Genomic DNA, 13,730 nt, shown 5'->3' on the forward strand with positions numbered 1-13,730 from the left:
GGCGACAGGAACTGTTGTATCTGGGGTTGGCGCCCGTGGTCTGGCTACGCTGTTCGACAGCGATGGCATGGAGCCAGCACCAACGGCGGTCCACTACCAGGAAAGTCATCAGCATCCCGACGGCATCTCCTTACACCGGCGATGCGGACCTCGGCACTCACGACGCACAATCTATCCATAGAGACAGTTGTGACTTGGAGGCGGCCGGCACGACGGTTCCCCGGCCCGCCGCTGACTCGTCCGGTCGGCCGTCTACTCGGCGCCGAGTGTCAGTTCCGGGAAGAAGCGGCCGTGGAAGTCGTAGGGGAGCGCGTGAGGGAGCGGCGCCCGTGCGCGTTCCTCGAAGGACTCTCCGTCGAGGACGACGAGCACCGACCGCTCGGCCACCGGATCCAGCGTCACCATCAATACGACGCCGTCGTCCTCGCTGTTCCCGCCTGGGCGCGGGACGAAGATGGGTTCGCTACATCCGCCCGGCCCCTCCCAGATCTGCTGGTTGTTCGTCGCAGTGTCGAGTTTCACGATTCTCCGGGGCCACGCGGTCACCGGCTGGTCGGTCTGCTGTGCGTAGACGAAGCGGTGTTCCTCGAGCCTGACGGCGGGCGAGACGGTCGGCAGTCCGGTCCCCTCGGCGAACCGCTGGACCCGTTCGACTGTCGGGTTCCCACCCGGATTCGAGACCCGGTAGCGGTCGATTCGCCCCGCGATCGCGTCGAGGTCGCCGCTTCGCAGGGTCGACAGGTCGAGCGTGCTGACCGCCGTCGCATCGGGGAGCGTCTCCACGTCGAACACCACGTCGCCGCCGTCCTCGAAGGCGTTGACGTGATGGAAGCCGAACATGGGGTCGGTCCGTGTCTGTCGGACCGCGCCAGTTTCGCGGTCTATCAGGTGGACCGTCGTGCCCGTATCCGGCCGCCACTCGAAGTGCTCGACGAACGGGCCCTGTCGGCCGGGTTTGAGAAACGCCAGCGGGTCCACGTCGAACGGGAACTCGGTCAGGACGGCGTAGTTCGGCGTCAAGGCGAAACTGTGCATGTAACTGGGCCGCTCGGTCGGGACAGAAGCGACCACCTCGCGCTCGCCGGGCGCCGGTAACTCGAAAATGTGATACTGGTGCTGGCGGCCGAATTCGACCTCGAAGGTGACGTGGACGTCCCGTGCGGGGTCGTACTGGAGATGGGCACAGAACAACTGGCCGTTCGCGGCCGGCCCGTCGTACTCGACGTCCCCGCGGGTCTCCAGGGTGGTCAGGTCGACACTGACTCAGCGTGGCGTCTCCGTGAGTGCCAGGTACTCGTCGCCGATCCGTTCGACGATGATGTTCGTGTTGTCGTAGGTGTCGCCACGTAGGAGGCGCCAGACGCGCTCGCGTAGCGTCGAGTCGCCGGTCGCGAACCCGCCGGAGAACTCGCCCGCCTGGGCGGCCGCGTAGCTGTCCGTCCGCAGGAAGCGATTGGCATACCGGACGCGACCCTCCTCGAAGGTGTACCGCGTGAGCATCGCCAACCCGTCGAACCAGTGCTCAACGGTGTTCTCACCAGCGTCGAACGACCCCGGCCCGTTCCGGACGAGACTCCCAGAGAGCCACGCCGGGAGCGACCCCTCGACCGGCAAGTCCGTCTCGCGTTCGTCGGTAACCGGCAGCGAATGAAATCCCAGCACGCCCGTCCCGGTGGCGTCTGACTCTGCCATCGTCGTCGCTTGGGCGGCCAGCCTCAAAGACCCACCATGTCTACCGTGGCCACGACGAGCTACTCTTCGAATTGTCGTCTATCGGCAAATTAGTGGCCTCGGCACTCATAGGGCTCGTCATCACCGGGGAGTCACCCCGGCTCGGCCCAGTCGCTCGTCATCGGCCGGTCGATGTTACGTCCGGGGTCGGCAAAACCGTTGCTCACCGCAACAGCGACAATACATTCAGGACCCGACCGGCCGAAGAGTCGGCATGCTCGAACTCGACGGCAGCGACGGTGGGGGCCAACTCTTCCGCTCGGCGCTCACGCTGTCGGCACTCACGACTACGGCTTTCGAGATGGAGAACGTGCGCGGCTCCCGACCGGAACCCGGGCTCAAACCACAACACTTGACGGCCCTCCAGACCGTCGCCGCCATCACTAACGCGAGCGTCGAAGGGGCCGAAGTGGGCGAGTCGATTATCACCTTCGAGCCGGCGGAGCCGACGGGCGGCCACTACGAGGCGTCGATCGGAACGGCGGGCAGCGTGACATTGCTTTTCGATGCCGTCATCCCGATCGCGAGTGCGCTGGATCGACCGCTTTCACTCACAGCAACCGGCGGCACCAGCGTCGCGTGGTCGCCGTCGATGCCCTGGTATCGCCGGGGCAAACTCCCGCTCCTTCGTGAGGTCGGCCTCCAGGCCGCGATCGATGTCGAGCAACCGGGCTTTTATCCGCCGGGGGGCGGCAAGGCGACGCTATCGCTGGCTCCATCGACGCCGTCACCCCTCCACCTTCGCGACCGTGGCCAGCCCGAGCGCGCTCGCATCCATTCGACCGCGACGACGGATCTCGAAGACAGCGACGTGGCCGAACGCCAGGCAAAACAGGCACGGCAGCGATTGGAAGCGTCCTCCACCGATGTGGAGGTGACAGACCGAACCACGCGCTACGTCACCGCCGACTCGACGGGAACGGTCGCTCTCGTTGGTCTGGAATACGAGAACGGTGTCATCGGCGCTGACGCGCTCGGCGAACCAGGGAAACCGGCCGAGGATGTCGCCGACGAGGCGGTCGATGCGTTGCTCGCCGACCACGAGACAGGCGCGGCGGTCGACGAACACCTGGCCGACCAGCTCATCCCGTGGCTGGCCATTGCGGGGGGTGAAGTCCGGATTCCCCGAACCACGGACCACGTCGAGACTCACGCCGCGCTCTTCGATGCGTTCGGATTCGACGTGCGGATCGAACAGACTGAGGATGAACCCGTCCTCGTCGGTGAAACCTGAGTCCTCAACGATACCAGCCGTCGTTTCGACCTCTTTGCATCACGCGTTCGTCTTGTAGAGATTGCCGTCCTCGTCGTACCGGGCCGCGAAGATGCGCTGGAACTGTTCGTTCGAGATTGTCACATCGAGAGCGCCGAGATTCTCTTCAAGCTGCTCGACAGTCCGGGCACCGACGATCGGGACGCACGTGAAGTCGGGCTGGTCCATCAGCCACCGCAGGGCGACCTGTGCCGGTGTGGCGTCGACCTCCTCGGCCACATGCCGGACTGCATCGAGGACGTGCCAGCCCCGCTCGGAGACGTACCAGGCCTCGAACATTTCGTCGAGTTGTGCGCGGGTGTCCTCGGGGGCGTCGAGTTCGTAGGTGCCGTCGCCGACGCGCTCGTACTTGCCCGTCAGGAACCCGCCGGCCAGCGGCGAGTACGGGACGACCGCCAGGTCCTGGTCTGCACAGACATCGAGATATTCAGCCACGTCCTCGTAGTAGGCCGCGTGAAAGAGCGGCTGGGTGACGGTGAAGGCCTCGTAGTTGTTGACGTCGGCTTTCCAGAGCCCTTTGGTGAGTTTCCAGGCGTCGGCTGTCGAGAGGCCGACGTGGTGAACTTTCCCCTCGCTAACAAGGTCGTCGACCGTCCGCAGTGTTTTCTCGATTGGTGTCTCGTCGTCGAAGCGGTGGAGATAGAGGATATCGAGGTAGTCGATGTCGAGCCTGTCGAGCGATCCCTCGACCTCCGCGCGGACGTTCTTCCGTGAGAGGTTCTCCTGGAATCGCGACTCCTGGGACCAGAAGCACTTCGAGGCGACGACGTAGTCCTCGCGGTCGCGCTCGGCGAGCCACTCGCCGATCCAGCGCTCGCTGTCACCGCGGCCGTAGCCGTTGGCCGTGTCGATGAAGTTGCCGCCGGCCTCGGCGTACGCGTCGAGCAGTTCATGGGCCTCCTTGCGACCGGTCTCGACGACGCCGCTGTCCTCGTGTTCCTTGCCGAAGCGCCAGGTGCCGAGTGCGATCGGCGATACCTCCAGTCCTGTCTTGCCGAGCCGTCGATAATACATTCCCTCGGCAGTTGGGCCGGCGGCCTTATATAATCGATCGAGCGCTGATCACGCGATCCGCTCGCGAGCGGCCGCCACCAGTAGCGGGAACGTGATCGTCGCGTCGGCGTACACCGACGTGTTCCGGGCGGCCTTCTCCAACTTGCCCCACGATCGCGCTTCGTCCAGCGTGGCTCCGGAGAGCCCGCCAGTCTGCGGTGGGTCCATCGTCAACTGGACGCCGTAGTCGTAGGCGTCCGGGCTGACCAGCATCGTCTGGAGGACGTAGTTTTTCGGGACGCCGCCGCCGACCACCAGCGCGCCTGCCTGCTCCGCCTCGTAGGCGATGTCGGAAATCCCGGTCATGTCCGCCAGCGCGTCGAGCGTGAAGTCGGTCGTCTGGCTGTACATCCAGGCCTGTAGTCCCAGCACGGAATCCTGGACGGCGGGGCAGTAGATCGGCACGTCGTGCTCGTAGGCCGCGGCGGCGATGCCGGGCCCCTCCTCGACGTCCTCGCGCTCGTTGACCGCGGCGTTCGCCCGGCCGAGTTCCTCGGTCAGCCGCTGGATCGAGACGGCGCCCTCTTCCTCCAGCGTCGGGAACACTTCCGTACGGAGGTGCTCTTCGAAGGTCGTGAAGAACTCCTGGGGAAGATAGACGTTGTAGATGCGATCGACGCCCTCGTCGCGCAACTGCTCGTCGTGTTCACGGGGCGTCCGATCCTCGGCGACGGCCTCGCCGTGGTGGTGCTTGCCGCCGATGGCCTCGATGGTGTCGTGGGTGAGATTCGCGCCCGTCGTCACCAGCGCGTCGACGTGGCCGTCCCGGATCAGGTCGGCGACGATCCGGCGCATCCCGGCGGGTACCATCGCGCCAGCCAGTCCGAGGAAGTTCGTCACCTCGTCGTCGAGCATCTCGCTGTAGATGTCGACGGCCTCGTGGAGCGTACTCGCGCCGAAGCCCCCGTTGCCGTACTCGTCGGCGAGTTCGTCGACGGTCATGCCGGCTCGCACCTCGGCGTGGCCGATCGGATCGTGATGGAACGTCTCCCGGTGATCGTCCGCGTGGTCGTCAGTCATGCTCGACTCTCGGCGGGCGAGGCGCTTGAAGCGTACGATCGCGCCCTGAGTCAGAAGCGGCCCCCTCTACTCGGGCTGGCTTCGAACCAGCCCCGCGCCACAACAGTCCGAGCGGTACGCCTCGTACTCGCGAACGAACGCACAATCGCGATATCGCCGGGCGACTTCCGTGCCACAATCGCCACACCGGAACAGCCACTCTGGGGTGGCGAACGCTCGACAGCGAACGTCCGTCTCGACTTCCTGAGCCCGGCGCTTGAATGCCGCGCCGTGGCCAGTGGCCCCATCGCGCTGGAACTGCTCGATGTGGAGGAGTTCGTGCCGGAGCGTCGACCCCCACTCTGCCTGCGAAAATGCTTCGAAAGCGCCCCAGGAAAGCGAGACCGTACAGGGAAGCGGTCGACCGTCGCTGTCCGGGACGCGCTCCCAGTCGATCGGCTCGCCGACCGTCGTGTCCGGCACTTCTGGTCGTTTGACCGCTGCCGCCCGCCGGCGCGCTCGCGTCGAAACCTCCCATTCGACGAGGTCGAACCGGACATCGAGCAGCCACTCGCGACGGGCCTCGCGAGCGTACGTTCGCGACCAGGCGACCAGCTCGTCTTGCTCGGTGATTTCCTCAAACGCCGGCACCGCCGACTCTTCGACGGCCATCGATCACAGGCTGGTCGGATGCTCGACGAACGTCGTCTCCAGATCCCATTCCTCGGCGAGGCCCGCCAGCGCGCGCACGCCGAAGGTTTCGGTCGCGTAGTGACCCGCCAGGAAGACGTGGATGCCGTGCTCGCGCGCCCGGTGGTAGACCTGCTGTTTGCCCTCGCCGGTCACCAGCGCGTCGACGTCCTTCGCCGCTGCCTCGTCGATCCAGTCCGTCCCGCTGCCGGTCACGACTGCCACGTCCCGTATTTCGTCGGGGCCGAAATCCAGCACCTGCACGCTTTCACCGCCGGTGTCGAGTTCGCTCGACAGTAGCTCGCGGAGCTCTCCCACCGTAAACGGCTCCCGTGCCCGGCCGCGCTGGCCGATGTACTCGCCGTCGATCTCGCCGAAGGGGGCTCGATTCCCCAGGTCGAGGACGTCGGCGAGCCCGGCGGCGTTACCGAGATCCTGGTGGCCGTCTAGCGGGAGGTGGACGGCATACAGGGCCATGTCGGCGTCGAGGAGCCGCTCGATGCGACGGTACCGCAGGTCGGTCACCCGGCCGTCGCCACCCCACAGCAGCCCGTGGTGGACGACCAGCAGATCAGCGCCCGCCTCGGCTGCCCCCTCGATCGTCTCGACGGCCGCGTCGACGGCGAACGCGACCCGCTCGACGTCCCGTTCTTCGGGTCCCACCTGGAGGCCGTTCTCGCTGGCGTCGATCCCGGCGTAGGCGGCGACGTCGAGTCGGTCGTCGAAGCGCGAACACAGTTCTTGACAGTCCATACGTCGGCTTCGACGGGCCCGGCCGTAGTGATTGTGGTCGACTCGCCGAGGATCGGGCGACTTGCGACAGTGGCGTTCGGCTCCGCTCCAGCTCGCTTCGCGGCTAGTCGGTGGGACAGCGGGCACTCGCCACCATAAAATCTATCACTGATGGATAAGATATCGAGACGATGCCCTCCCGCCGTTCGTACCTTGCAGGCCTGGGCGCAGCCGCCATTTCGGTCGCGGGATGTGCCTCGCTTCCGTTCGTCTCGCCGGTCAGCGGACGCTGGCGAGCCATGCTCGGGTCCGAATCCACGGCGCTGAACGCACCGTTGGCTGTCGGTAACGGGGCGATTTATGCCACCGACGACGACGGCACCCTATGGGCAATCGACGCCGAGAATGGCGATGTCCGCTGGGCCGAGCGAATCGTTGATCCCGGCAGCCACGTTTCCACTGGCCCGGGTGCCGGTCCGGGTCTCGTCTGTGCGGGTCGGCCACCTGTCGCGTTCGCACCCGACGGCCAGCGGCTGTGGTCCGCGCCGACGGACGCGCTGGCGGAGTCGTTGCACGCGGCCCAGCCGGTCGTCGGTCCGGACGCGGTGTTCGTGCGAACGAGCGGCGGAATTACTGCTGCATTCGATCGGTCTGACGGCAACCAACGCTTTCGTGTCGACCTTGGTGCAGACGAATTCGGTGTCCTGGCAGCGGCGGATGGTCGCGTGTTCACGGATGTGGACGACTCGCTGGTCGCGCTCGATGCGGGCGACGGCGACCGTCTGTGGGAGCAAGCGGTGAATGCCCCCGATGGTCTTGCTGTCACGGACGAGTTGATTCTCGTCGCTGACTCGCAGGACGGTATCCGAGCGTTCGACGTCGCGAGTGGCGAGCAGCGGTGGCAGTACGATCTTCCGGAGGCGAACGCGGTGGCTGTGGCGGATGAAAGGGCCGTTGCGGTGGGCGGTTCTCCTGCCGGTGGTGGATCGTCCGGGCCGACATCCAGCGATGTTTCCGGACCGCTCGTGGCTCTCGACATCGAGTCCGGGGACAAAGAGTGGCAGGTCACGCTCGACCGCTTCGCCTGGTTCCCGCCGGCCATCGGATCGGATCGGGTGTACGTCTCGCGGGTGGCCGGCGGGGTCGTGGCGTACTCGACGTCGGGAGAACACGTCTGGACGCACGAGTTCGGCGAGGACACCAAACCCACTACTGGCCCGGTGATCCACGACGGACGGCTCTACGTCGGAGTGGAGGATAGCAGTGAGGAGTACGTGGCTGCGCTGGCGGTAGCGTAACTCGGTGACGACATCGAGTCGCTCGTCGAAGCGGGAACATTTCCAGTGGCAAAAATACTTACAACGCTATAATTTACATTTTCGCATGAAAAGAAGGTCGCTAATCTGTGGGATTGCAATGGGATTCGGGGGCTGTGTCTCTCTCGGAACGGAGGAGGAAAATCCCACATTAGACTCGGAAATTGCGGTTTTCAATGAATTAGATGAGACGCTTTCCGTTGCAATCAACGCCTTTTCGAATGATGAGCGGATTCTACATAGAACGATCGAAATACAAACAGGGAAGGGAAATGAAACGACCTCGATTACTGAAGTTCCGTCCCAGGTCTCGATTGAATCTCAGCAGATCTCGGAACGTACTATCGATATAGACGTGAAGGACTCGTGTACACGAGTAGATATTGGCATCTGGGTCCGGGGAGGCTGGATTGAACACGACATAACCTGTCTATCATGAAAGATATCGTCTCTTCTAGCTTGTATTCTAAGGACTATCGTTCGAGCGGCGCAGAGAGATCCGATTTTGTCAGTCTTCCGGGCGACGGAGCTGACTCCCGTCGCGGTCGATCACACCGCGATCAACCAGCGCGTCGATGATCGCCTCGGTTTCGCGGCGCTCGATCTCGTAGGCACTGCCGGCGATCGTCGTGATCTCCTCAATTTCGAGCGGGAAGTCCCGGTTCTGGAGCAGTCGGACGACGCGGTTGTACGACGACCGGTCGAAGTCCTGAGCGGGCGTCTCCTCAGTAGCGTCCCCAGTATCTGCAGCGTCTTCGTCATCTGTATCGTCGCTCTCTACCGTATCGGCCGTGTCGGCGTCTCCGCCTTTGCTGTCATCAGCGTCCGGCGTCTCCTCTCGCTGATCCTCGTTGCTCAAGACGTCACCTGCTGTCGGCTCGTCGTCTTCAGGTGTCCCCTCCACCTCGATGAGCGACGGCTCGTCGTCGTGGCCGAAGCCTTCGATCAGCGAGCTATCCGCTGGACGGTCATCAGTCGACTCGATTGCTTCCGTTGGTTGCTCAATATCCTCGGCGGCGTCGGCGCTCTCGGACGTGACGGCATCCGGGCTGTTCCCCGCGAGCGTCGTCTGGTCAGGGTCCGTCGCCGCCGCGGCCACGCTGTCGACGATCGTCGAGAGTTTGCGCCGACACTCCGGGCACAGGACAACTGTCTGCTGGTTTTCGACAGATGGGCGCAGATCGCGGGGCACGACGGGGTACTCTTCGAGCGGTGCGTCGACCGCGACGCCACAGAAGTAACACGACGCCAGTCGATCCATGTGACCTACTCGCGGCCGTGGTGGCAAAAAGCTACGCAGTTTTGACGCTGGTCGAGCACTCACTCACTGTCGCTCGCCGTTGCGTGCTCGTAGACGAACGATCGTAGGAGCTTCGCCGCCAGCGTCGCGGTCTGGCCGTCGTCGCGGTCGTTCACCTCGACCACGTCGAAGGCCTCGGCGTGCGGGGCGACCGACCGAACCACGTCGTGGATCTCCCGTGGCGTCAGTCCGAAGGGCTCCATCGTCCCGGTGCCGGGTGCGAACCCGGGATCGGCGGCGTCGACGTCGACGCTGAGATAGATCGATTCGTCCGCGAAATCGGGTGTCCACGCGCTCACTTCCCCCGGCGGGACGACCGTCACGTCGGCTTCGTCGGCGCGCTCCCACTCGGCTTCGCTGCCGGCTCGTGCCCCGAGGATCACCGCGCGATCGGCAACCTCCAGGGCGTGACGGGTGACCGTCGAGTGACTCAACGGGTTGCCGGCGTAGCCCTCCCGGAGATCCAGATGGGCGTCGAGACAGACGAAGACGTCCGGTTCGACGCTCCGGACGCCCGCGACGGAGACGGTGTGCTCGCCGCCGATCAGCAGGGGCACGATGCCGTCGGCCCGCAGGTCGTCGAGTTCGCCTTCCAGAAAGGTGAGATACTCGGCAGCGTCGTCGATCGCCCCGGCGGCCCCGACGTCGCCGTGATCGCTGACGGCGCAGTCGGTGAAGTGACTGTCAGTGTGGTGGTCGTAGTCCTCGAAGGTGGCCGCGAGTTCCCGGACGCGAGCGGGGCCAAACCGGGTACCGGGCCGGAACGTCGTCGAGACGTCCAGTGGCGCACCGACGACCGCATAGTCGGCACGCTTCCGGTCGACACTCGCGCCGGGGAAGGCCATCTATACGATCTTTCGCTGCTCTTCGAGTTCGAGGTACTCGATCTCGTCGTCGGGCGAGAGACTCTCGTCTTCGGGGACGCGCATCGTGAACGTCTCGTAGGTTTCCAGATCCATGACCTGGGCGTCGTTGCCCGAGACCGAGACGACCTGGCCCTGTTTGCGCTCGATGATCGGGACCCATATCTTCGCGTCGACCGGCTGGGAGAGGCTGCGCTTTTTCCCGTCGAAGACGCCCTTGCCGTCGATGCGGGCCTTCGCACTCCCGTGCTTACCGGGTTTGGCCGTGCTGTAAGCGGTGATCTTACACGGCTCGTCGTCCATCATCACGTAACTCCCCTCGTCGAGTTCCCGAACCTCGGTCTGCTGTTTTGCCATGTGGCGGGATTATCCGGGGACGAGTATAAACGGTTTGGAACGCGTCGGGGTGCGTTTCGGTCGGTTTCGATCGAGTCACGTCCAGCGATCTTCCTCGGCCACTTTCGTGTCTTCCTCCTCGATTGGCCCGTCGGCCCCGATCGGTGGTGACTCTGTCCCTTCATTCGACTCTCGCTGTCGCATCTTCTGGCGGGTGAACTGCGGCGTCGCCCGGATCGACCGGCGCTTGCGGAACGACCGATAGAGCGCAAACAGCGACACCGTCGTCACGAGCGCGGCGAGCAGCGTTGCCCGGACCGTCGAGAGCGAGTACAGCACCGACGTCGAGACGAGCCCGCCGGCCGCGATCATCCCCAGGATCAGCCGAGTCGCCAGAATATCCAGGAGATCGTCCGAGTCCTCGATATCCGCCCGGACGTAGAAGTCGTCGCGCTCGATCCGATCGAGCGTGGTCTCGAGCTTCGGTGGCACCCTGACGGCTGACCGACCGGCGTCCCGAACCTCGGTGACGCGATCGGAGACGAACTGTCGGGCGCTCTCTTCGAGGTACCCCTCCTCGCGCAGGAAGTCAGTCGCGACCGAGATGAAGTCGAAGTCGGGGTCAAGCGTGACGGCGACCCCCTCGACGACAGTTGCGACTCGGAGGACGAGCGCCAGGTTCTCCGGCAGTCGGAGCGGGAACTCGTAGATCGTGTCCTCGACGCTTTGGATGATCTGCTGGACGCGGTACTGTTCGATCTGCTCGCCGCGGGCGTCCGCGATGGCGAGTTCCATCACGTCGGCCATGACCTGGCGGTCGACCTCCGGGGAGAGCGTCCCCATCTCGATGAGGGCATCGAGGATGGCATCGATGTCCTGCTCGGCGACGGCCATGTAGAAGTCGATGATCCGGTCCTGGAGGAACGAATCGACTCTGGCGCTCATCCCGAAGTCATAGAACACGAGCGTCCCGTCGTCCTGGACCGCAAGGTTCCCCGGGTGGGGGTCGGCGTGGTAGACGCCGTCCTCGACGATCATCTGGAAGTACGCGCGTTCGAGCGTCTCCGCGAGTCGCGTCCGGTCGATTCCCTTCTCGTCGAGCTCCGCGACGTCGTTGATCTTCGTCCCCTCGACGTACTCCATCGTGAGCACGCGCTCGGTCGAATGGGACTCGACGACTGGCGGGATTCGGATCGCATCGTCCCCAGCGAAGTTCTCACGGATCTCCGTCAACATCCGTGCTTCGCGTTTGTAGTCCATCTCCTGGCGGATGGTCTGGTCGAATTCGTCGGCCAGCGTCTCCAAGGAGAACGAGCGGGCGTCATCAACGAAGTACAGCAGGACCGGGAGGATCCACCGCAGCACCCGCAGGTCGGCTTGGACCAGGTCCTCGACACCCGGGCGTCGAACTTTCACGGCGACGGGGTCACCGTCGATCTCGGCGTAGTAGACCTGTCCCAGGCTCGCCCCGCTGATCGCTTCTACGTCGAAGTCGCTGAAGCGTTCATCGACAGGCCCGAGTTCGGCTTCGAGGACCACTCGTGCGTCGTCCCAGTCGGCCGGCGGGACACGGTCCTGGAGTTTCGAAAACTCGGTGACGTACTCCGGCGGGAGGATATCCGGCCGGGTCGAGAGCATCTGTCCGAGTTTGATGAATGTGGGGCCGAGCGTCAACAGCGACCCCAGCAGCGTCTCGGCTCGTTCGTGGCGCTGGGCCGACGACACGGACCGGCTCGACCCGAACAGGAGGAACCGGCGGCGGTCGCGGGCGTACGTCAGCGCCAGCGGGAGGAACTCGACGAGGACGGTGAGAAACCGTCGGTAAGAGCGAAGGGACACCGACTCCACACCCGCCTCAGGCGTCCTCGATCGGAATTGACTCGGTTGCGGTCTCGGTCATCTTCGGGAGGGTCAGCTCGAGGACGCCCCGATCGACTGTCCCCGAGATACCGTCGGCCTCGACATCCGGCGGTAGTGGGAGTTCCACGTCGAGGAACAGCGACCGCTCCTCCGAGACGTACTCGAAGTCGGTCGGGACGTCTTTTGCTCGCCGTGCTTCGATGTCGAGACGGTTGCCCTCGGTGCGTGCGTCGACCGTTTCGCCGGTCGCTCCGGGCACGTCGATCACCAGCAAGTAGGCTGACTCCGACTCAAGCAGGTCGGCGAAGACGGCGTCAGGGAGGTCGGAAAGTGCGTCGCGGAGTGCTGACATACACGTCCCTTTGGTCGGTAGGGCCAAAAACACGGTGGTCCGCCCAGCCTCGTCCAGCCGGTCAAATGATATCACAAAGGTTAGAAGTCCTCGCTCGCTACGTCGGGGCAGTTATGACAGCCGACGCTACGGCGGACGTCGAGGCCCTCGTCGAGCGCGCCGAGGAGGACCCGAGGTCCGTGACGGCCGAGGACATCCGTCCGTTCCTGGAAGTCGACGAGGATATCGTCCGCAAGCGGGCCCTGGACGTCTGCCAGGCGGTCGCCTACGTCGACTCCGACCGGGTCTCGCCGCTGATCCCCGATATCCTCACGTTCGTCGAGGACGACTTCCTCGCGGTCAAACACTCGGCACTCGGTGCCATTGGCCACCTCGTCCCGGACGAACCGGACGCCGTCGCCGAGGGGGTCGAGACGCTCACTCAGCAACTCACCGGGGAGACGCCGTTGACACGCTTTCTCGCGGCGAAATCCGTGGCGTTGCTCGCCTTCGAGCGCCCCGTAGTCCTGACAGACCACGTCGACGCACTCGTTGCGACCCTGGGTCAGGAGGGGCCAACACTTCCGGAGTCCGAACGGACGACGTTCGCGGACCCGGACGATCCTGTCCGCGAGGAGGTCGGCAAGAACGTCGCCCAGAACGAGAACGCCCGGGAACTCGCCGCCAAAGCGCTCGTCGCCGTCGCCGAAACCGATCCCGAGGCGATCGCCCCCCACCTCGAGGCGCTTCGGCCGTACGTTGACGATCAAAACACGATCGTTTCCGGTCCCATCCTCGAGGTCGTCTCGAGGCTGGCAGCCGACGACTACGCCATCCCCGATGGGATCGCCGAGCGCGTCGAGGCAACGCTCCCTGACGGCTCGACTGAACTTCGGGCGCGATCACTTCGAGCCCTCGGGTATCTCAGCGCGACTGACGCAGTCGACACCGTTTGGACGGTCGCCGAAGAGGCCGAGGACGAGGAACTCGCCGCGTTCGCCGCGGACACCGCCGAGTGGCTCGAGTCGGCCGACGACGCGCCCTGACTGTTGTCTGCGCCCGTCCGGTCCGAAACAGATTCCTCTAGATCGAAAGCCATGATGTATATTTTATATGTATGGCCGGCCAGCGATCGATCGAGCGTTTCGGCGTCTCTGCCGACGTATTTATGGTAAGGTATACGACAAATAGGTGCATAAAGAAAATCCCCCTTGACATAGTTAGATAACAATATTTATTATGGTGG

General features: G+C 64.5%; 13 protein-coding genes and 1 pseudogene. 4 read left to right on the forward strand and 10 right to left on the reverse strand.

Annotation, left to right across the window (positions count from 1 at the left end):
* Positions 1–252: 252 nt before the first annotated feature.
* Positions 253–1,692 (reverse strand): annotated as a pseudogene (locus tag HUTA_RS12625) (carotenoid oxygenase family protein).
* Between the two features lie 253 nt (positions 1,693–1,945).
* Between HUTA_RS12625 and rtcA the strand changes: the two are divergent.
* Positions 1,946–2,965, forward strand: a complete 1,020-nt coding sequence (rtcA, locus tag HUTA_RS12630; RefSeq protein ID WP_015790298.1) for an RNA 3'-terminal phosphate cyclase — start codon at positions 1,946–1,948, stop codon at positions 2,963–2,965.
* Positions 2,966–3,004: 39 nt separating this feature from the next.
* On the opposite strand, the gene HUTA_RS12635 is transcribed toward rtcA, so the two are convergent.
* From HUTA_RS12635 to HUTA_RS12650, 4 genes are all read right to left on the reverse strand, one after another.
* Positions 3,005–4,018 carry an aldo/keto reductase gene (locus HUTA_RS12635; RefSeq protein ID WP_015790299.1) on the reverse strand — a complete coding sequence of 338 codons (1,014 nt, stop codon included), beginning with the start codon at positions 4,016–4,018 and terminating at the stop codon, positions 3,005–3,007.
* A gap of 48 nt (positions 4,019–4,066) precedes the next feature.
* The gene (locus HUTA_RS12640; protein ID WP_015790300.1) at positions 4,067–5,077 is read right to left on the reverse strand and encodes a deoxyhypusine synthase; all 1,011 of its coding nucleotides are present in this window, start codon (positions 5,075–5,077) and stop codon (positions 4,067–4,069) included.
* 66 nt (positions 5,078–5,143) lie between these two features.
* Positions 5,144–5,728 carry a SprT-like domain-containing protein gene (locus tag HUTA_RS12645; protein ID WP_015790301.1) on the reverse strand — a complete coding sequence of 195 codons (585 nt, stop codon included), beginning with the start codon at positions 5,726–5,728 and terminating at the stop codon, positions 5,144–5,146.
* A gap of 3 nt (positions 5,729–5,731) precedes the next feature.
* Positions 5,732–6,499: a Nif3-like dinuclear metal center hexameric protein gene (locus HUTA_RS12650; RefSeq protein WP_015790302.1), complete on the reverse strand. Its 768-nt coding sequence runs from the start codon at positions 6,497–6,499 to the stop codon at positions 5,732–5,734.
* 170 nt (positions 6,500–6,669) lie between these two features.
* On the opposite strand from HUTA_RS12650, the gene HUTA_RS12655 reads away from it, so the two are divergent.
* Positions 6,670–7,776: an outer membrane protein assembly factor BamB family protein gene (locus tag HUTA_RS12655; protein WP_079891712.1), complete on the forward strand. Its 1,107-nt coding sequence runs from the start codon at positions 6,670–6,672 to the stop codon at positions 7,774–7,776.
* Between the two features lie 85 nt (positions 7,777–7,861).
* On the forward strand, positions 7,862–8,233 hold the full coding sequence (locus tag HUTA_RS15385; protein ID WP_143920381.1) for a hypothetical protein: 372 nt from the start codon (positions 7,862–7,864) through the stop codon (positions 8,231–8,233).
* Between the two features lie 69 nt (positions 8,234–8,302).
* Here HUTA_RS15385 and HUTA_RS12660 read toward each other — a convergent pair whose 3' ends face one another.
* The 5 genes from HUTA_RS12660 to HUTA_RS12680 form a co-directional block, all read right to left on the reverse strand.
* A complete protein-coding gene (locus HUTA_RS12660; RefSeq protein WP_015790304.1) occupies positions 8,303–9,055 on the reverse strand; it encodes a hypothetical protein in 753 nt (250 codons plus the stop codon).
* A 59-nt stretch (positions 9,056–9,114) separates the two neighbouring features.
* Positions 9,115–9,939 carry an arginase family protein gene (locus HUTA_RS12665; RefSeq protein WP_015790305.1) on the reverse strand — a complete coding sequence of 275 codons (825 nt, stop codon included), beginning with the start codon at positions 9,937–9,939 and terminating at the stop codon, positions 9,115–9,117.
* Entirely contained in the window at positions 9,940–10,314 is a 375-nt protein-coding gene (locus HUTA_RS12670; protein ID WP_015790306.1) for a translation initiation factor IF-5A, read from the reverse strand. It lies immediately after the preceding gene.
* 75 nt (positions 10,315–10,389) lie between these two features.
* Positions 10,390–12,132 carry an ABC1 kinase family protein gene (locus tag HUTA_RS12675; protein WP_049941465.1) on the reverse strand — a complete coding sequence of 581 codons (1,743 nt, stop codon included), beginning with the start codon at positions 12,130–12,132 and terminating at the stop codon, positions 10,390–10,392.
* A gap of 16 nt (positions 12,133–12,148) precedes the next feature.
* On the reverse strand, positions 12,149–12,505 hold the full coding sequence (locus tag HUTA_RS12680; protein WP_015790308.1) for an Hsp20/alpha crystallin family protein: 357 nt from the start codon (positions 12,503–12,505) through the stop codon (positions 12,149–12,151).
* Positions 12,506–12,618: 113 nt separating this feature from the next.
* Between HUTA_RS12680 and HUTA_RS12685 the strand changes: the two genes are divergently transcribed.
* On the forward strand, positions 12,619–13,530 hold the full coding sequence (locus HUTA_RS12685; RefSeq protein ID WP_143920382.1) for a hypothetical protein: 912 nt from the start codon (positions 12,619–12,621) through the stop codon (positions 13,528–13,530).
* The last annotated feature ends 200 nt before the right edge of the window (positions 13,531–13,730 follow it).

The sequence above is a fragment of the Halorhabdus utahensis DSM 12940 genome (assembly GCF_000023945.1).
In the GTDB taxonomy this organism is placed as follows: Archaea; Halobacteriota; Halobacteria; order Halobacteriales; family Haloarculaceae; genus Halorhabdus; species Halorhabdus utahensis.